The sequence below is a fragment of the Halolactibacillus alkaliphilus genome (genome assembly GCF_900115465.1).
Lineage (GTDB): Bacteria > Bacillota > Bacilli > Bacillales > Amphibacillaceae > Halolactibacillus > Halolactibacillus alkaliphilus.
Genome location: NZ_FOWN01000013.1, coordinates 46,254 through 65,604 on the forward strand (window position 1 = coordinate 46,254; position 19,351 = coordinate 65,604).

The 19,351-nt window shown below is 37.7% G+C and carries 19 protein-coding genes, 1 tRNA gene and 1 riboswitch; of the genes, 12 read left to right on the forward strand and 8 right to left on the reverse strand.

Annotated elements, in window-relative coordinates; all coding sequences use genetic code 11:
* Positions 1–128: 128 nt before the first annotated feature.
* The 5 genes from BM163_RS07010 to BM163_RS07030 all read left to right on the forward strand — a co-directional run bounded on the left by BM163_RS07010 (position 129) and on the right by BM163_RS07030 (position 5,603).
* Entirely contained in the window at positions 129–1,898 is a 1,770-nt protein-coding gene (locus BM163_RS07010) for a DegV family protein (protein WP_089801597.1), read from the forward strand.
* Positions 1,899–2,144: 246 nt separating this feature from the next.
* A complete protein-coding gene (locus BM163_RS07015; protein WP_089801599.1) occupies positions 2,145–2,543 on the forward strand; it encodes a DUF2177 family protein in 399 nt (132 codons plus the stop codon).
* A 197-nt stretch (positions 2,544–2,740) separates the two neighbouring features.
* Positions 2,741–4,102: a magnesium transporter gene (gene mgtE / locus BM163_RS07020; protein WP_089801601.1), complete on the forward strand. Its 1,362-nt coding sequence runs from the start codon at positions 2,741–2,743 to the stop codon at positions 4,100–4,102.
* Between the two features lie 199 nt (positions 4,103–4,301).
* Complete coding sequence (gene fabI, locus BM163_RS07025) at positions 4,302–5,081, forward strand: enoyl-ACP reductase FabI (protein ID WP_089801602.1); 780 nt, start codon at positions 4,302–4,304, stop codon at positions 5,079–5,081.
* Between the two features lie 186 nt (positions 5,082–5,267).
* Positions 5,268–5,603, forward strand: coding sequence for a hypothetical protein (locus BM163_RS07030; RefSeq protein WP_089801604.1), 336 nt, complete (start codon positions 5,268–5,270; stop codon positions 5,601–5,603).
* A gap of 33 nt (positions 5,604–5,636) precedes the next feature.
* On the opposite strand, the gene BM163_RS07035 is transcribed toward BM163_RS07030, so the two are convergent.
* Positions 5,637–6,086 (reverse strand): CotY/CotZ family spore coat protein, encoded by a 450-nt coding sequence (locus tag BM163_RS07035; RefSeq protein WP_089801606.1) that lies wholly within the window; start codon positions 6,084–6,086, stop codon positions 5,637–5,639.
* Positions 6,087–6,253: 167 nt separating this feature from the next.
* Here BM163_RS07035 and BM163_RS07040 point away from each other — a divergent pair, with 167 nt between their 5' ends.
* On the forward strand, positions 6,254–6,526 hold the full coding sequence (locus tag BM163_RS07040) for a hypothetical protein (protein WP_089801609.1): 273 nt from the start codon (positions 6,254–6,256) through the stop codon (positions 6,524–6,526).
* 25 nt (positions 6,527–6,551) lie between these two features.
* Here BM163_RS07040 and BM163_RS07045 read toward each other — a convergent pair whose 3' ends face one another.
* The 4 genes from BM163_RS07045 to rodA are packed head-to-tail and all read right to left on the reverse strand — an operon-like array spanning position 6,552 to position 10,010.
* Positions 6,552–7,190: a DUF421 domain-containing protein gene (locus tag BM163_RS07045; protein ID WP_089801611.1), complete on the reverse strand. Its 639-nt coding sequence runs from the start codon at positions 7,188–7,190 to the stop codon at positions 6,552–6,554.
* 53 nt (positions 7,191–7,243) lie between these two features.
* The gene (locus BM163_RS07050; protein WP_089801613.1) at positions 7,244–7,666 is read right to left on the reverse strand and encodes a GNAT family N-acetyltransferase; all 423 of its coding nucleotides are present in this window, start codon (positions 7,664–7,666) and stop codon (positions 7,244–7,246) included.
* A gap of 41 nt (positions 7,667–7,707) precedes the next feature.
* A complete protein-coding gene (gene ftsW, locus BM163_RS07055) occupies positions 7,708–8,841 on the reverse strand; it encodes a putative lipid II flippase FtsW (protein ID WP_174787622.1) in 1,134 nt (377 codons plus the stop codon).
* A gap of 11 nt (positions 8,842–8,852) precedes the next feature.
* Positions 8,853–10,010, reverse strand: coding sequence for a rod shape-determining protein RodA (gene rodA / locus BM163_RS07060; RefSeq protein ID WP_089801617.1), 1,158 nt, complete (start codon positions 10,008–10,010; stop codon positions 8,853–8,855).
* A 178-nt stretch (positions 10,011–10,188) separates the two neighbouring features.
* Here rodA and BM163_RS07065 point away from each other — a divergent pair.
* From BM163_RS07065 to BM163_RS07080, 4 genes are all read left to right on the forward strand, one after another.
* Positions 10,189–10,261 (forward strand) — tRNA-Val (locus BM163_RS07065).
* 349 nt (positions 10,262–10,610) lie between these two features.
* The gene (locus BM163_RS07070; RefSeq protein WP_218029754.1) at positions 10,611–11,924 is read left to right on the forward strand and encodes a DUF1576 domain-containing protein; all 1,314 of its coding nucleotides are present in this window, start codon (positions 10,611–10,613) and stop codon (positions 11,922–11,924) included.
* 2 nt (positions 11,925–11,926) lie between these two features.
* Positions 11,927–12,268: a hypothetical protein gene (locus tag BM163_RS07075; RefSeq protein WP_089801619.1), complete on the forward strand. Its 342-nt coding sequence runs from the start codon at positions 11,927–11,929 to the stop codon at positions 12,266–12,268.
* Positions 12,269–12,309: 41 nt separating this feature from the next.
* The gene (locus tag BM163_RS07080; protein ID WP_089801621.1) at positions 12,310–13,029 is read left to right on the forward strand and encodes an SDR family NAD(P)-dependent oxidoreductase; all 720 of its coding nucleotides are present in this window, start codon (positions 12,310–12,312) and stop codon (positions 13,027–13,029) included.
* Positions 13,030–13,080: 51 nt separating this feature from the next.
* On the opposite strand, the gene BM163_RS07085 is transcribed toward BM163_RS07080, so the two are convergent.
* A complete protein-coding gene (locus tag BM163_RS07085; RefSeq protein ID WP_089801623.1) occupies positions 13,081–14,475 on the reverse strand; it encodes an MATE family efflux transporter in 1,395 nt (464 codons plus the stop codon).
* Positions 14,476–14,666: 191 nt separating this feature from the next.
* Here BM163_RS07085 and BM163_RS07090 point away from each other — a divergent pair, with 191 nt between their 5' ends.
* Entirely contained in the window at positions 14,667–15,551 is an 885-nt protein-coding gene (locus BM163_RS07090; protein ID WP_089801625.1) for an immunoglobulin-like domain-containing protein, read from the forward strand.
* Between the two features lie 140 nt (positions 15,552–15,691).
* Here BM163_RS07090 and BM163_RS07095 read toward each other — a convergent pair whose 3' ends face one another.
* Both BM163_RS07095 and BM163_RS07100 read right to left on the reverse strand, forming a co-directional pair.
* Positions 15,692–16,528 carry a sugar phosphate isomerase/epimerase family protein gene (locus BM163_RS07095; RefSeq protein ID WP_089801627.1) on the reverse strand — a complete coding sequence of 279 codons (837 nt, stop codon included), beginning with the start codon at positions 16,526–16,528 and terminating at the stop codon, positions 15,692–15,694.
* Positions 16,529–16,627: 99 nt separating this feature from the next.
* On the reverse strand, positions 16,628–17,437 hold the full coding sequence (locus tag BM163_RS07100; RefSeq protein WP_089801629.1) for a VLRF1 family aeRF1-type release factor: 810 nt from the start codon (positions 17,435–17,437) through the stop codon (positions 16,628–16,630).
* Positions 17,438–17,729: 292 nt separating this feature from the next.
* Positions 17,730–17,831: riboswitch (SAM riboswitch) on the forward strand.
* 118 nt (positions 17,832–17,949) lie between these two features.
* On the opposite strand from BM163_RS07100, the gene BM163_RS07105 reads away from it, so the two are divergent.
* A complete protein-coding gene (locus BM163_RS07105) occupies positions 17,950–18,822 on the forward strand; it encodes an AMP-binding protein (protein WP_089801631.1) in 873 nt (290 codons plus the stop codon).
* The last annotated feature ends 529 nt before the right edge of the window (positions 18,823–19,351 follow it).

Genomic DNA, 19,351 nt, shown 5'->3' on the forward strand with positions numbered 1-19,351 from the left:
GTCATGCTCAAAAGTTAGGTTTAAGTAGGATTGAAATAGGGAAAAGCGACTATACTTAACAAACATGTTTTTACAATATATAATGGTTTTGTTAATATTTTTATGTCAAGAGGTTACGGGGGGCACATATGGAAACTATTACACATGAAACACTTTATCAGAGCTTAATTAATGGTGCAAAGGAAGTTATGCATAATCGCATGTTTTTAAACAAAATCAATGTATTTCCAGTTGCGGATGGGGATACGGGAAGCAATCTCTTTTCGACCATGCAAAGTATCGTATATCATGCTGAATTAAAAGAAGATGCAAAATTAACATTAGAATCAATCGCAGATTCCGCTATTATTGGTGCGCGAGGTAATTCAGGTTTAATTTTCGCGCAATATTTTCAAGGACTAAGTGAAGCGATAGATGCTCAAACCTTGGTAACAAAAGAATCTTTTATTCTCGCAAGTAAAGCTGGTATGGACTATGCTTATCAAGCGCTAGAAAAGCCCGTAGAGGGGACAATGTTAACAATTATGCGGGCATTTCATGATGCGCTTCATGAAGCAGCTCATACTATCGCTTCATTTGATGCGCTGATTGAGAGTGCATTAAAACAAGTAGATATTGCTGTTGATCATACGACAGATCAATTGAAGATTCTAAAACAGTCATCTGTTGTTGATTCGGGTGCGAAAGGTTTTGCTTATTTTGTTAAGGGGTTTTTAGATGGTCTAAAAGGTAAGTTGATTACAGATGATGCGCTTACATCTGAGGAAGTTATTCCGGAAATTGATCACGAGGATGGTGAATCGCTTCATTATCGTTACTGTACGGAAGCGTTAATTGAAAAACACGCAGATTTACCCGATCTAAAAGAATTGCTCCATGATTTAGGGGATTCAATTGTTCAGGTAAATGGTAAGCATAAGGTGCGTGTTCATGTGCATACAAATGAGCCGAGTGACATGTTTAAACGATTAAGTGGCTACGGTAAGATACTTGAACAAAAAGTTGATGATATGGTTGGACAATATAACCGAATACACAACCGTAAATATCAAACCGTAATTGTTACAGACTCTATTGCTGATTTACCTCAAGAGGTCATTGATGATGAACAAGTGCATGTCGTAAACTTGTCTATTCTAGTAGGCGAAGAGGCCTATTTAGATAAATTAACGGTTACGAATGAGCGCTTGTTTGAGTTAGCGAGTGAAAAACAGACACATCCTACGTCTTCACAACCGACAATTAAGCATATAGAAAACAATTACCGGTATTTATTGAGCTATTATGATCACATCATCGTATTTACTGTCGCTAGTGCGTTAAGTGGCACATACAATGTATTTATGAAGGCTGCAGAAAGTTTTAATAGAGATAAAAATAAAATTCATATTATTGATACAAAGCAAAACTCAGTTGCGGAAGGTTTAATTGTTTGGGAAGCTGTCCAACAATTAAAAGACAATCAACCGTTAGATGCGCTCATTCAACGAGCAAACCAATCGATCAGTGATTCGAAAATACTCGTAAAAATCAATACACTGGACAATATGATTGCGTCTGGAAGGTTGAGTGTTCGGGCGGGGCAATTGGCGAAAAAAGTCGGATTACGTCCGATTGTGACATTAGATGAAAAAGGAGAAGGAGGTATATTTAAAATTGCCTTCCATCCTGAAAAAGCACTGAAAAAGATATTAAAGCATTTAGCGAATTTAAACCGTACAAAAGGAATTAAGTATTACGCTGTGACCTATGTTGATGATCCATCATTAGGACAAGCATTCAGCGAATCACTCACACAAACGTTAAATAAACCACCGGTTTATGTCACAAAAAGTTCAGGTATTATCGCAATGGGTGCAGGAAAAGGTGCCGTTGCTGTTGCCTATATTACTGAATAGTTGTTATTAGAATTAATTAGTAAGCATTATGGTATTAAGTCAAAAGAATTACTCCATGTTCAATGAAATTTGAGCGCGCTTATTTTGTACTTTCGACGTTATTATATGAAATTATCCAGGAACAAAAGAGCTTATTTCCAATTTTCCCACCCCGTGGGGGTGTCCTCCAATCACTAATTAGTGATTGAAGAGTTAAGATCAAATCCGAGATCTTAACGATAAACTTATTATACAAGGAGGGATAGGATGAAATTTTTAATTGTCTATTTTATAACTTTTGTAGTATTTATTGTGATTGATTTGATTTGGCTTGGCTTTATTGCGAAGAATTTATATCAAGACCAAATTGGTTTTATTATGAGTAAAAAGCCTAATTGGACAGCGGCGATAATCTTTTATCTCATTTTCATTTTTGGTTTGGTTTACTTTGTAATAAATCCAGCACTTGAGTCGCAAAGTATTATTGATGCGCTACTTAGAGGTATGTTGTTTGGTTTTATTACTTATTCAACATATGACTTAACCAACCTAGCAACATTAGAAGGTTGGCCAATTAAGATTACGATCATTGACTTGATTTGGGGAACGTCTCTAGGAGGCTTAGTCGCAAGTATTAGTTATTTCTTCTCGCAATTTTTCGTGTGAATAAAAAGCCATTAGTCAAGCTATGATGCCTGACTAATGGCTATTTTTCATGTTCATTAAAAAAACAAAGGTATGCAGGGATGTATTACTTGCTAATATTAAGGAGAGAAACTAAATAAAAAGATAGGCTGATTTTTCATACCTATTATCTTGTGGTAAAATAAAGTGTTAAGTAATGTAGGGATGGAGGGGTTTTTGTGGAGAAGTTAGATCAAGAAGAAAAGGCACCATTATATAATGAAGTTGAAGAAGCTTTAGCAGGTCTAGATATGCATCGTTTTAGAGATGAGTTTTTAGAAATGCACCCATATGATCAATCTGAATTATTTGAGGAATTACTTGAGGATGAACGTCATTTAGTATATAGTTACTTATCGCCTGAAGAGATGGCTGATGTGATTGAACATATAAATGAAGATCGTGTAGGTGAATTTATTACGGAGATGAATCCAACATATGCAGCTGAGGTACTTTCAGAGGTTGCAACCGATGATGCGGTGGATATATTAAATGATTTAGATAAAGATAAAGTGGCGAGCTATTTAACCATTATGGAAGAAGAAGCCGCTGATGAAATTAAAGATTTATTGCACTATGAAGAAAAAACAGCTGGTAGTATAATGACGACTGAGTTTGTAGTTGTTACGACTGATATGAGTGTCAAAGAAGCCATGCGCCATTTGCGCCAAGAAGCACCTGATGCAGAAACTATATACTATATCTATGTTGTTGACCAAGAACGTAAACTTGTTGGTGTTATTTCATTACGTGATTTAATTATTGCTGATGGACAAGAAATTATTCAAGATGTGATGAGTGATCGAGTCGTATCTGTGTCAGTTGCTGATGATCAAGCTCAAGTAGCGCAAATGGTTAGAGATTATGATTTCTTAGCTCTACCAGTCGTAGATTTTCAACATCATTTACTCGGTATCATCACAGTTGATGATATTATGGATGTAATGGAAGAAGAAGCAAATGATGACTATTCAAAACTAGCCGGTGTCGATGTTGACTCAGCAGATTTAACACCAGTGCAGTCAGCAAAAAACCGCTTACCGTGGCTGATTATTTTAATGTTTTTAGGTTTATTCACTGCCAGTATTATTAGTCGATTTGAAGAAACGTTAGATCAAGTGGCTTTACTAGCTATCTTCCTACCACTTATCGCCGGTATGGCTGGTAATACAGGTACGCAAGCATTGGCTGTTGCTGTTCGTGGGATTACTACGGGGGACTTTCAAGCGCAAGGGATTCATAAGATTGTGATGCGTGAATTAACAACAGGCGCCATCATCGGTTTAACGTGTGGTTTATCGATTTGGGGGATAATATATATTTGGCAAGGGACGTTCTTTTTAGGTTTTGTCGTTGGTTTAGCTATTATGACAACGTTATTAGTAGCAACGGTCTCAGGAGCCTTAGTACCTCTACTTATGCATTACTTTAAAGTAGATCCCGCAGTTGCTTCAGGGCCTTTTATTACGACAATTAACGATATTATTTCCGTTGTGATATATTTTGGTCTTGCCACGGCCTTTATGCAGTTTCTTATTTAACTGCTAATGAAAATGAAACAAACGAAAGATTGAGTAATGACGTCTATAACCGAAAAATAGTATGAATGATATATGATTAAAAGATAAAGCAGAGGCAGTCTTGCCTCTGTTTTTTAAAAAAAGATTGCCAAAAGTTTATTTATTCGTTAATATAGTACTAGGTACTAATAACAAGTGATAAAACCGGAGGTTATTGAATATGAATTTTTCTTTAGAAGGTCGTACGTATGTCGTTATGGGTGTAGCCAATAAGCGTTCACTTGCTTGGGGGATTGCTAAAGCGTTAGATGAAGCAGGGGCTAACCTTATTTTCACCTATTTAAGTCCGCGTTTTGAAAAGTCTGTTCGTGATTTAGCAGCTACTTTAAATCAAGAGGTAACGCATTTTTATGAGTGTGATGTAAGTGATGATCAATCCATTGAACAAGCTTTTGCATCAATAAAAGAAGATGTTGGCATCATTCATGGATTAGCGCACTGTATTGCCTTTGCGGATAAAGATGATCTAAAAGGTGAATTTAAAAATACAAGCCGTGATGGTTTCTTAACAGCACATAATATTAGCGCGTATTCGTTAGTGGCTGTTTCACGTCAAGCTGAACCACTCATGACTGAAGGTGGAAGTATCGTTACTCTAACGTATTTAGGTGGCGAACGTGTGGTTCAAAATTATAATATTATGGGCGTTGCAAAAGCGAGTCTAGATGCTTCAATGAAATACTTAGCAAATGACTTAGGCAAAGCAAATATTCGAATCAATGCGATTTCTGCTGGTCCGATTCGTACCCTTTCAGCGAAAGGGGTAGGCGATTTTAATAGTATTTTAAAAGAAATCGAAGCTAAAGCACCGCTAAGACGGACAGTAACACAAGAAGAAGTTGGTTCAAATGCGTATTACTTACTAAGTGATTTATCAAGTGGAGTGACAGGTGAGATAATTCACGTTGATTCAGGCTATAGCATTTTAGGGCTAGTATAAATTTGAATTTCCAGCGACTTCATCCTTTTTTAAGCTGTCTGAACGCAGCTGTTTTAGGCGAAATAAGCGTTGAAATATAACACAAAAAGGCTTAACCAGAAATGGTTAAGTCTTTTTGTGTTAAAGACAAGCAAATGTCATATCTATTGTTTATTGGTCATATACATAGCCTAAGGAGGGATTTCAATGCCTAAGCGAAAGATAACTTTAAGTAAATTAGAGACGTTAGAAGAGTATGTATCGCAAAATGATAAACAGCAAACAAATGAGGATATTCCGTTACGTGCATTATCAGATCCGCTACTAGCAAGCAACACGTTAATAACAGATATCGATGCTTTACTAAAACCATCGATGCTTAGTATTAGACATGAAATTAAAGTAGTACTAAAAACAGGGGACTATTATGTAGGCATACCGGTACAACGTGATGATGATTTGCTAACAATTGATACAGGAAGAAAAAACACAGTGCTATCAATGACTGATATTGACAGTTTTCAGATTATTGGGATTAAATAACCCCACAAGTCACTTGCTTGTGGGGAGATTAACTTATAGGGCACGTATGGCAGGTAAACAGGTGATATGGCAAAAACACTCAGGGTCGACAGTAATACATACGCCTGTTCCGCGTAGTTTACCGGTCTTTTGTTCGATTGGTGATGCTGGGTCAAGTGCTTCTTGACAGTGATCCCGTAACAGTTCTAATATACAGCAGTGACGATCAACCGATTTGACTCGGAAATAGTAGCTCGAAAAGACTTGTTCAATTTTTTTTGGTTTAGCTCCGTAACCTTTGAACGGTTGGCAATTGCGACAATAGAGCAAAACGGGTACTGTATCGAAATGGCTGCCTTCTTGACATGATCCAAACAAATCAGAAATAGACTGTTCGCAACTTGAGTCACATTGGCAAGGGCCAAGCTTTTTTTGTGCTTCAGCAATCTCGCGTAAGACATTGGTGACGCAATGATTACCCTCAAACGAAGATCCACAAGTCATAAGAAAACTCCTCTCATTTATCAATTAACCAATTTGGTTACTGATAGTATATGAAGAGAAGATGAATGTGTGAGGTCAATCAAGAAGGTTTCTTTTTTCAACAAAACGGGTATAATTATATTAATAGATAAACCCTAAAAACGAACGTATGAAAGGAGATAAGGGACATGGGCTATGTACTTCCGATAGATCAGTATGTATATCAAGCATATCATAACCGGGTAATCGGCAATGAGGTAGAGCCATTTAAGCTTGACCAACTTGAGCGTGTCCCATCAATTGAATCCAAGCATCATTCGGGACAATCGATTGATTCACATCTCTTTCATTCATCAAAAAGAGAAAAGTCAATGGCACCGCCTAAAGAAAAACAGTCACCCTTACAAAAACTTCAACAAGAATTAACAGGCAAAGGTTACTATATTGATGCATTTGTATAGGTGAAAATTAATATAAAAAATGAGCCTAGCGCCATTGAATGGCTAAGGGCTCATTTTTTGTGTATTCACAGCTGAAGATTGCCGATATATCGGAGGCATTTTGTTTTTTTAATTGTTCTTTTAACCAAACGTCATCCTTGCCGATCACTGTTAAATTATTTGTAATAATTTCACCATCATTAATTAAATTGACAGGTAGCGCCTCTAAAGGATCTGATTTTTTTAATACAGAGATAGTTCCGTCTGTCTCAAGTATGGCTACATTGACGTCTTTTATTTGAAAAACGTCCTTCATTCTAAGTAAATGCTGTAGCTGGTTAAAGTCTAAATGGTTTCGTTTCATCATCTCGCGATCGATGATGCCGTTTTCAATGATAATGTCTGGTTTTCCTTCAAGTAAATGTCTGGTTTCTTTAAATTTCTGCGTTGTAATTTCAATAATCATCATTAAACTACCCCATATGAATAATGTAAAAGTCACGTGTAGAAGATTTGTCTCCTTATCATAGAGAGCATTTCCTACGAATTCACCGAGGATAAGCGCTGAAATAAAATCAAAAGCAGTAAGTTGACGGATTTGTGTTTTTCCAAGCACTTTTGTAACAATCATTAGCAAGATAAAGCCTATGACAGTTTTAAAAAAGAGCTCGATCCATGAATGCATAATAACCCCTCCTGTTCATTTAACATGGCCAAAACAGGAGGGGTTTATACATATTATAAGTTTTTTTCCATCGCCACATGGGCGATATTTGCTTCTAAGAATGGTTTAGAAACCTTTGTATAGCCTAATTGTTGATAAAAGCCTGCCGCATGAGTTTGTGCATGTAGAATACTCTTAGTGAACCCTGCTTGTTTCATATGAACCTCGGCTTCTAACATCAGTTTTTTGCCTAACCCTTCCTCACGATGTGCTTTTATTACTGCCATCCGTTGAACTTTAGCTGCTTGACTGTATGATGTGAATCTCAAACATGCTACCGGTGACTGATTTATGTAGCCAATGATGTGTGTAGCGGTATCATCAAGCGCATCTCGTTCGATTGAAGCATCAACGCCTTGTTCGTTGATAAATACGGCTTCTCTGACTGAAAATGCATCCTCTCGCTCTTTATGTGTTGTTGCTTTTATAATATCCATAACATTTCCCTCCAGTTTTTAGCGGAAGTCACGCCTATCGTTTAGCGATATGTCGTTCTGCCCGCTTGTGTATTAACAGATGGTTTCTTTCGTCCAGATACATTTATTAAAATCCCAGAAGCAAGCATCATAAAGACAAGGGATGTTCCACCATAGCTCACAAACGGCAAAGGTATTCCTGTAATTGGCATGAGGCCAGACATTGCGCCTAAATTGATAACGGCTTGAATAATAATCTGGAAAGTGATACCGATCGCAAGTAATCGGTAATAATCATTCGAGGCTTCATTGGCAATCTTAATGCCTCGAAATAAAATTACTAAGTAACATCCAATAACAATCGCCATACCGATAACACCTAATTCTTCAACAATAACGGACATAATAAAATCGGTATGTGCTTCTGGTAAATAGCCTAGTTTTTGTACGCTATTACCAAGACCGGCACCAAATAACCCACCGCTTGCCATCGAGACGAATGAACTCGTTAGTTGATAGCCGGAACCTTGTAAATCTTCAAAAGGGGCTATAAATGATGTTAATCGTCTGAATCGATAGGGCTCAATATAAGCTAAAAAACCAGCAAGTCCGGCGCCGGTGATGGCTAACCCAATAATGTGTAGTTTTTTAACACCACTAAAAATAATGATGACACCACAAATAGCAAGCAGGTGTATGGTCGTACCTAAATCGGGTTGTAAAATAATCAAAAAAGCAATACCGGCGAATATAACTAAAGGAGGTAAAACACCGTATAAAAAGCTATCAAAATGTTCTTTGCGTTTCGAATAAAATCGAGCGAAGTAAATAACTAAAAATATTTTTACGATTTCAGACGGTTGAAACACGATCCCTAAATTAACCCATCGTTGTGATGAGTTACGTTCTACTCCAAATTGCGGTGTTAAAACCATGATGAGTAGAATACCACTTAGAAAGATAAGCAGTGGACTCATTCTACCAGCAAATTTAAGTGAGATGAAGCTACTGACGGTCATAACAATCAACCCTATACCAAGGAAAGCGAGCTGACGTTTAAAGAAATGTAACCCATCGTTGTAATCAAGTACACCTAGTGTATAACTTGATGTGTAAACCATGATTAAGCCGAAAATACATAAGACAAGAATTGTCCCAATTAAAATATAATCAAATTGTTTTATTCGCTCGCGCATCATCAATCCCTCTATTCATCTTCGTCGTTTCCAAACATGTAAGACTTCGTCCTTAGATGAACACTTGTTACTAGGCCAATTGCCATCATATTTGTCAATAGAGCACTCCCGCCGTAACTAACAAACGGTAACGCGAGTCCTGTGATAGGCATTAACCCAATCGTCATACCGATGTTTTGGAAAACTTGAAAAGTTAACAATGAAATAACACCAACACATATATACATGCCAAATAAAGAATTAGCTTGTAAGGCAATGGTGATAATGCGGTAGATTAATAAGAAGAATAAAACAACGAGAATACTTGTCCCAATAAAGCCGAATTCTTCACCGATTACCGCAAAAATAAAGTCTGTGTGTGCCTCAGGTATATGTCCACTTTGTACTTGATAGCCTTCCCGATAGCCCGAGCCAGATAATTGTCCAGAACCAATCCCAAGAAGCGCTTGTTGGAGTTGATAACCAAAACCGCGTGAATATGTTTCGGGATCTAACCAACCATATATACGCGCCATTTGGTGTGGCGCAACAAATTCATCTAAAATATCACGTCGATACATAAATAAGTAGACTAGTGTACCCATTCCAGTTAGACCTATACCTGTAAGTATCCCTAATAATTTTAGTGAGAGGCTAGAAATAAGTAATAACGCTGCGACTGAAAATAAAATCATAAGCGTAGTGCCTAAATCTGGTTGTCGCCAAATGAGGTAAAGGGGAATCGTCATATACACCATGATTTTCATAAATACAAAAAGACTCTCTTTAAAGTCTAAGCGGTATTTACCAATCTTACTTAGAATCATAGCGATGTGCAAAACAAGAAAGATTTTCATGAATTCTGACGGCTGAATTTCTGTGACTTTTAAGTCAATCCATCGCTGCGAACCGTTGCGTTCAATCCCGATTACTTCAACAAGCGCAAGTAATCCTAAGCCAGCTATATAAAAAAGCCATGTCCATTTCTCTAATAATTCAAAATCAAACATTGCCACAACCATCATAACGATAAAGCCTAAAACAATAAAAACTAATTGACGCTTAATGAAATAAGTAGGATCATCAAAGGCATACTGACCTGATCCGCTATAGATAGCAAGTAAACTAATGACAAATAAACATCCTAAAATAAAAACAATCGTATAATCGATTGGTAATTTTTTTTGCATAACCATTCCTCATTTTCTTCTAAAGAATCTGGTGACCCAAAAATGAGCCTTATCTTATCATACCAAAAAACGAGAAGCTTGTGGGGTGTATTCTGAATCATTTTTGATAAAAACTTATTGACAAATAGGCTACTTTTTATATATGATGTAATTACGATTTTAACCAACCTTATACAATGACTTCGTAGCTCAGTTGGGAGAGCACCACCTTGACAGGGTGGGGGTCGCTGGTTCGAGACCAGTCGAAGTCACTCTTAAAAACGCTTATCTATAAAGAGATAGGCGTTTTTTGTCGTTTTTTAAAATATGTGGATGATTTTTTTAAAAGCTTTTCTAATACTTAAATAAGTGACTACAAGTTGGTCTAGTTTAGAGTTCCTTTAAGTTAAGTGCGTGCTTTGTTATTAACAATGGGGTTATTAATGACATTGTTTTTCGTCTATTTTTAATAAAAAAATCTATTATCTCAGAAGAAATTTATAAGCTTTTGCCTGGTAATTGAGAAGAAAAACGATGTATACTAGTGAAAAATACGCCTTATAGCTTTTTAAAGATAAAGAATAGGAGATAGGGCGAGAGATTAAATAGGGGGAGTTTAGATTGGAGAATTGGGGATGGTTTAAAAAGCTGAGGCGTAAAAATGATCGACTGGTACATGAACGGGGATTGAAGATAGATGATCCAATAAAATATGCCGTCATCACTTTTTTTGCTTTAGTCATATTATTTAGTAGTTTGATCTTTAATACACCTGAAGAAATCTATATAGGTTTAAAGGCGATTATTGTTAGTCCGAGTATTCTTATAACAGATTATATGGTTGTCGGTAATATTGGGGCCAGCTTTTTTAATGCAGGCGTATTAATGCTTTTAACTATTTTAGTGTCATATCGCAATAATGTGCATATGAACGGTCCAATTATTGCGGCCGCTTTTACTGTGATGGGTTTTGCTTTTTTTGGAAAGAATCTTTATAACGTTATACCGATCGTACTTGGTGTTTATTTAAGGGCAAAGTACCAAAAGTCGGTACCAGGGAAATTACTTCTGCCTGCTTTATTTGGAACAGCACTGGGTCCGCTGGTTAGCCAACTTTCATTTGGCTTTGATTTCCCACTTTATTTTTCAGTGCCACTAGGTATTGGTTTTGGTTTGTTGGCAGGTTTCATTTTACCACCTTTGGCGAATCACTTTATTCCGTTTCATCAGGGATTTAACTTATATAATGTTGGTTTTACTGCAGGAATGATTGGTATGTTAATGATGGCGATTTTTCGCTCATTTAACCTTGATACACCCATCGTACATTTAGTTTTAGAGGGGCATAATGATATCTTTCTTATTTATTTTTCCTACTTCTATTTCTTTTTATTATTAATTGGGGTATTATTTAATCACTTTAGGAAAGCGTCTTATAAGAAATTGTTACGACAGTCTGGTCGTCTTGTCACAGACTTTGTCTCAATGAATGGTTTTGGGATTACATTGATTAACATGGCGCTATTAGGGTATTTGTCACTCGGTTATATATTACTCGTTGGTGGAGAGATTAATGGTCCTACAATAGGGGGGATGTTTACCGTCGTCGGTTTTGGGGCATTTGGTAAACATATTAAAAATGTTTGGCCTATTTTAGTTGGGGTATTCTTATCTTCTCTTCTTAAAGTATGGGATGTCTCCTCAACAGGGGCTGTTTTAGCTGGGCTATTTGGAACGACATTGGCACCGATAGCTGGAGCTTATGGACCTGCATATGGAATCATTGCAGGGTTTGTTCATATTTCGATGGTGATGAATGTAGCAATGCTTCATGGTGGTTTAAATCTATACAACAATGGTTTTAGTGGTGGATTTGTCGCAGCTTTACTTGTTCCTATCTTTGATTCAATTAATCGAAAAAGCAGGAGGAAATAGACATGACACATGAGCGAATGAAAGTGATCAAAATTGTCAATGAATTACTTAGTTATTTTTTCATGCATCATATTGTAGATGTACAGATTGATGTTCAGTACGGAAAGCAACATGTCGTGATCACAATTGTAGGCCAAATCGATCAAAAGCCAGACGATGTTGATGAATTGTATCACTTGTTAAACGCTGAGCGTCAAGTCGAATACGAAGATTACTATTGGTCGCTGTTGGGAGAGCATCGCAATCACTTTGAACTTAATTTATTGGGGTCTCTCGTAGATAAAGGTGAAGTAAGTTATAAAGATAAACATTTAACTGTGAAAGTATATCGCGCCCGCGATTAACTATAAATTACGAAGTAAGGCTTCATTTGGAGGCGAGACAGATGAAACAACGTGTGTTGATTACCGGTGGTGCAAAAGGGATAGGTGAGGCTATTGTCCGTGCTTTTCATGAGGCAGGATATGCGGTCGTATTTGTCGATTGTGACCTAGATAAGGGCCGCTTGTTAGAAAAAGAACTGGGTATTGTCTTTAAGCAAGTAGATGTAAGTGACCGGCAACAAGTAGAAGATTTTTTTAACCAGACAGACGAGGCTAAACAACCTTTTACCGTGTTGGTGAATAATGTTGGGATAACCCAGGCCGAACCTTTTTTAGACTTAACATATGAAGCATTTGATCACGTATTGAAAACAAATCTATATAGTGCCATTCTTTTCACTCAACATGTCGTCAAACGAATGGATAAGGGTGGCCGCATCATAAATATTGCCTCGACGCGTGCCTTGATGTCAGAAGCAGGTAATGAAAGCTATGCAGCTTCTAAAGGCGCCCTGTTGTCATTGACTCATGCGTTAGCGATGAGCTTGCAACCTTATCATATTACAGTAAATGCGATAAGCCCGGGTTGGATTGAGACGGGCGATTATCATGCATTATCAGATGAGGATCACTTGCAACACCCGGCCAATCGTGTTGGTAAACCTGAAGACATAGCTCGGGCCTGCTTATTTTTAGCGGATAAAGATCAGGATTTTATTAATGGTGAGAACGTGGTGATTGACGGCGGGATGACAAAGAAAATGATGTACCTAGAAGATTAATAAGCCGGTTAGGACATGTTGACATGTCTTAAACCGGCTTATTTTTAACTGTTATTTTGGGAGGACTTTCGTTTGTTTTAAAGAAAGTTCCATTTGTCGCTTAGTTAAAATTTTATTAAATAAATAAAAGAAGACAGTCACTGTAGTGACGACTGAGATAAAGTCGGCAATTGGTTCACTTACAAGAACCGCAAATGTTTTGTTTTCCATAAACCGTGGTAAAATTAAAATAAGCGGAATCAATAAAATAATCTTTCGAAGTAAGGCTAAAAAGAGCGATACGCGTGCTTGTGATAATGCGATAAAGGCTTGTTGACATGAAATTTGTGCGCCAAACATAAAGACAACAGCCATATAAATACTTAGCGTGTATGTTGTTGTCTGTATAAGCTCAGGATCGTTGGTGAAAAAACCAATAAATATGTGTGGGAATAACCTTAAACTTAGCCAAAAAAGAAACGAATAGCCGAGTGATGTGATAAACAATAAGTTAAATGTTTGTTTCACACGCTCAATATGGCCCGCGCCGTAATTGTAGCTCATAATAGGTTGCGCCCCTTGACTTAAGCCCATCAATGGTAAAATGAGCATTTGCATTAAGCTAGCTGTAATGGTCATTGCCCCAACAGCTAAATCGCCCCCATACAGTTGAAGAGACCGATTGAACGTTATATTGAGTAATGATTCGGTACTTTGCATGATAAAAGGAGAAATACCAAGTGTGACAATCATGATTAAGTAGGTAGGGTTGACTTTTAAGTATGATAACCTAATTTTGAGTCGTGTTTTCTTACCTGTTAAAAAGATCAGTACCCAAACAGCAGAAACGGCTTGTGAGATAACCGTCGCAATCGCAGCACCCGTCACGCCCATATCAAACACAAAAATAAAGATCGGGTCTAAAATAATATTTAACCCTGCCCCAATCAAAATCGTGACCATGCTAAATAGTGCGAAGCCTTGGGTAGAAATATACGGATTCAAACCAAGGGCAAATTGAATAGTAATTGAACCGAGCGAAATGATTTTTAAGTAATCCCAAGCAAACGGTAATGTGTCATCACTTGCGCCAAATAGTTGCAGTAACTCTTGACCGAAGGTGAAGAAAATCACTGATAGAGTAAGTGACAATATGAGTAATGTCGTCACCCCTGTCCCAAGAATTTTCTCTGCTTCCTCATGCTTACCTTCACCCATTTTAATTGCGGCTTGCGGTGCACCACCAATGCCAATTAGTGAACTAAAAGACATAATAATGATGAAAATCGGAAAAGCAATGCCGACCCCCGTTAAGGCCAGTGGTCCCACTTCAGGAATCCGACCAATATACATACGGTCGACAATATTGTAAAGCATGTTGACCACCTGAGCAAAAATATTTGGTAGCGCTAATGTGAATAAAAGTTGACCAATGGGCGCTTTGTCTAATTGCAATGTTGTTGACATCTGAATTCACTCCTATAGTTAATAATTCCTTGTATACAAGAAACCATTTTACCATATTTATCTTCTGATTCGGTAAACAAATTTTTTGTGATAAACATGTGGAGAAAAGGGAATGAAATAAGTAAGGGTATAAAGATTTGAAAAAATGAACGACAAATAAAATAAAGCAACGGGGAAGGAGCAAAGGGTAAATGTTTAATAACAGAAAAGGTGTGAAACTTGTCGTGTTGAGCCTATGCATCATACTTTTAGGCTGTACGAATGACCAGCTAGGTGAAGTTAATGAAGCGGATCTTTTTAGTCGAATTGAACAAGGTCAAGCAATCGATGATGGCTACTTACCTTATTTAAATCTGAGTCAGCAGCCAACGGAACTTGGCAAGTTACTCGGTGAAGCAGCACTGACAGGAGAATGGTTTTTACATGACGGTCTTGGTCAAGTCGGTTATTCTATTATTTCCGGTTACCAAGCACCCGGCAGTCAGGTAGGTGTCTCCTTATTTAGTCAAAGCGGTCAAGTGACAAAAACGACGCCGCTCGTGTTGTCAGTTGTACCGCTCATTGTTCGTAATGGAGATGTGCGTCAAGGAAATCCCGTGATAGAAGTATCTTTTGATCAACTCATGATTGAACAAGAAACAGAGCTGACAACTTTAACATTACCAGAAGATGAAGGGGTTTACTTGTTGAAGTTAGAAAGCTTAAATAATGATGCTGTTGTGACAGATCGCTTACTCTCTGTTTTCTATACCGTTCAGCCGAAACTGGCCATGTCACTTAACGTTGTTAACCAAACGTCCGATGAGGCAGTATGGGAGATGCGTAATGAAGGGCAAGTAGCGTTGACATTTGGTGTTGCCTATCGAATAGAAAAATATGTGGATGGTCATTGGCGAGATGTCCCTCTTGATTTAGCATTTATTGAGATTGCGATAGAATTAGCAGGTGGAGAGTCGTATAAGAATGGCTTTTCTCTATCTGGCTTAACAAAAGGAGAGTATCGGTTAATTAAAACAGTCCATGCAGGTCATGATTATTCATCTCATACACTACAAGCACCGTTTACTATTCAGTGATTTTTTAAAAAAATAAGAGAGAACACTCACACAAAATACGTTAATCTGTTTAAATAGGAGATAGTTTAACTCTGTAACAAGGCTAAGTGAAAAAGAAGTAAACAGTCCGCATACAAAAATAAGACAAGCGAGGGCTTGTCTTATTTTAATTGAATGCCCTGTTTTTCTGCAACGGACCTAATGTAATCACTTGCCAAATCATAGCTTGCCTCGTCGGGGAGGTGTTCGATGATTACAGGTAAATCAGGATCGAGTTGATCGAGTTTTTGCAGTAAAACAGGATAATTGAGACCGCCTGTTCCTGGTGTTACTTCTTTTAAATGAAGCGTTAAATCATTTAAAAGAAGAATATCTTTTAAGTGCACGTTCACTAAAAAATCCCCTAATTCATCGATGAAATCAGCCATAACTCTGCCGTTTTTATAATAGCGCTTCGGATTATTGATCATGTTCACTGGATCATAATGAATCTTAAATGCTTCTCTGTCAATCATATCCATCAGTTGTTTATAATCCCACACATCGCTTGGAGGTGTAAAAGGCATCATTTCTAAACTATACGTTGTTCGCTTCGGGGCGACATCATCAATAATCTCTTGAACCGTACGAGCAATTAACTCGAAAGTCGATTCTTTATAGTGATCATGATGTGGTCCATTCCATACGTTGCCGAGTGAACCTGCAATATTTACGCATGTTCTAGCACCGATTTCATCACTGAAGGCAAGTTGTTCCTTTATGTAGTCGATGGCGCGTTTTCTTTTTTCAACGTTTTTACTAATGGGGTTACTCCATGCGCCTACCTCACTTAAAAGTACATCGTGCGCTTTTGCGAAAGAAACGTAGTCATGACGCTCTGTTTTCGTACTGGTGTGATCGATTGGTAAAACGGCACTAGTAAAACCTTTTTCTACATGTTTCTTTACCCATACCTCTGGGTTTAATTGTTCAATAAATACATAACCACCTAAACGCATCGTTAGTCTCCTCATTATGTCACCGCCATGGCGCCGTTTGGACATCGTTTATTTCTTCTGCCATGAGAAGAGGAACTGCATCGCTGCAGTTCCTAGTTATTACAAATCATGGATCGTTTTTATAACTTTATCATGGTGTTCATCTAACATATTCTTATCAATGCAAGCATTGATTGGTTTATTCATTAAATCCTTTAGTTCATGCGTTTCTTCATGTGGTCCCACGAGGTAAATGTATTCCCATTCACGGTCTTTCGCAAGTTTATCTAGCATCGGTGTAATTGATTTATACCATCGCTTACGATTCTCTTCAAACCGTGCAATAAACTGTTCGCGTAAATTAATGCTTTTACCAGATGTTGCACTAGCGGATGAATGATTACGACTCACCGCTGAGTGTTTGCGCCAGTCTTCGGTATCAAGGTCTAATTCATAGACAACGGTATCCACAAGTTTACCAAGCTCAGTCTCGACTAAGCGAATCGCTTCTTTTTGAGTTAATATGACGCCAGCTTTAGGGTATTCTTGGTGCAACCTTACAAGCTGATCGACTTTTGCGATTTCTTCCCAGAAAAATTCTGTGTCAACGGGGATTTGTAAGATGTCACTATAGACAAATTCATCCGGTGTTGCAATAATAACAACACTTTTCTTTAAATCAAGTTCATTTTCTTTAAAGAAATCTTTGACAGCTTTTTTAACCTTTTGGAAGTTTTTTAACTCGCTTTGGTTACCGTCTGTATCTAAGTATTTTTCAAATCGATTGAGTCCATTTTTTAAGTGAATTCGCCATTCGCCGCCTTGTTGATCGGGATCAGCCGGATCGGTGTTTAAGTACATAGTAAAGATTTTTTCAGGCGTTTCTAAGTATAAACTTTCGAGTTTTTTGATAGTTTTCTTGATGGTCATATAAATTGCCTCCATTCAATCATATTTTCTATCCTTATCCTGTATCTAACCGAAAAGTGTAAGCGTTAAACATGTTATCGGTAATCTCTTAAATCTTTTAATGAATGATTTAAATAGGGCGAAGGTGAATGGGGTAAAGTTTAAATTCAGGAAAGGAAGAAGTGATTTAGGGGGAAAGATAGCTTTAATAATCTCAACGTATATTCAAAGATGGCACATATATAACCTATACCTGTATATTGCCTTTACAAAAAGTATAGCTATGTTATAATATGTAAAACAACTACATAAGTTTTTATCATGAGTGAACGAGAGATCTGGCTCTTTGACTTCACGGCAACCTACATTGGTAAGGTGCCCCGACCAGCAAAGCGATGGCTTTGAATGATGAATGTCTGTTAATGGCTAAGTTAGCACGCGTTCACTAAGTGAATGGGTGTTTTTCTTTTTTCATCTTTTCAAGCCGTCAATTGCTATAGTAAGAACTTATCTGCTTGGAAGGAGAGGAAAACATGTCAATGCTTCATCATGCGTTATACCACACGCAAAATGGCTCTTTGGATGCTCCAAAAACAAATGCTGCGTTTCATCTGATTGATCGCCATCTAGATTTAGGTAAGGGGGATGATATATGTCATTTAGCTTATTTAAAGGGAAATAGCATCCATAAGACATTTCACACGTTTAAATCAAAGGTTGTTCATTATAGTCAGGTACTAATGTTAATTGGTGTAAAGGCGGGAGATAAGATACTCGTCTATGTCGATGATAGTCTATTGTTTCAACAAGCATTGTTAGCTGTTATTCGATTAGGTGCAGTAGCCGTAATTGTGGACCAGCCATCGTCTGACATTGAAGAAATTTCAGAAACAGAACAGGTGAAAGTACTGATCACGACTTATCGGTTACGAAAAACGGTCGATGTTAGTAAGATGAGTGGACTTGAGCAGCAGCTATGTGTTGAACATATGAATCAATTAGCTCATGAACGTGCTGCGCTTGATGTTACATGGGTGAGCCCTAACATGCCGATGGTTATCCTTTACTATAAGCAAGAACGTTACCTGTATCAACATAAGCATATCACTTTAATTGAGCGACTAGCAGACCAACATTTAATTCAATCAGATGAAACAGTCCTTTTACCTGATGTTGCACACGTTCACCCATTATTTTACTGGTTAAGCTGGATAAAAGGGGCAGCGATCTTTACTAGTCCCATCACGATAAACAGTGTAAAAAAACTCGCGGGTTATGTTGCGCTTATCGGACAGGACTGTTTTAATCAAGTGATAAAAGCAGACAGTGAACTCGAAGCATTAGCTTTTAATAAAGAGGCCATATATCAAAGTCTTTATGAGATAGGTGATACGGATGGTGACTAATCAGCGAGGAAGCTCGCGCTTCAGTTGACTTCTTAATTCGACCAGTTCTACTGCGATGGAAGAAGCATCAGTTTCTTTGATCAGCGTTTCTACTAGTCATTCAATTAAATAAAGCGGACCAATCATGGAATGATATTCATGTGGTTTGCCTCGATCAGTCATTAACGCTAAGTTAATGGCTTTTTCGTGGTGCGCCCGGCATGGGTAGTAACTTGGTGGTGAAAGTCCATTACAGACTTGGCAGTAGGAACTGTTAGCGAATGACAAGGGTGTCTTCCGTGAGGGAGAATCTGAAGGAAGTCGGACGCAAACACTTGCACTGACGAACAGAAACTTCATACTAAGGCTCGGTGAAATGGATAAGTCTACAACACAAGATGAAGTCCAATACTGCCCGAAATTTCATTGAGTAAATGAAGCAGTGACATGAGTGGAAAGTGACTACTCTTACCCGGGGAGATCTCTATCTTTATTCCAAACGTTCGTAGTGATATGAAACGGAAGGTAGAGAAGTCAGCAGACGTCATAG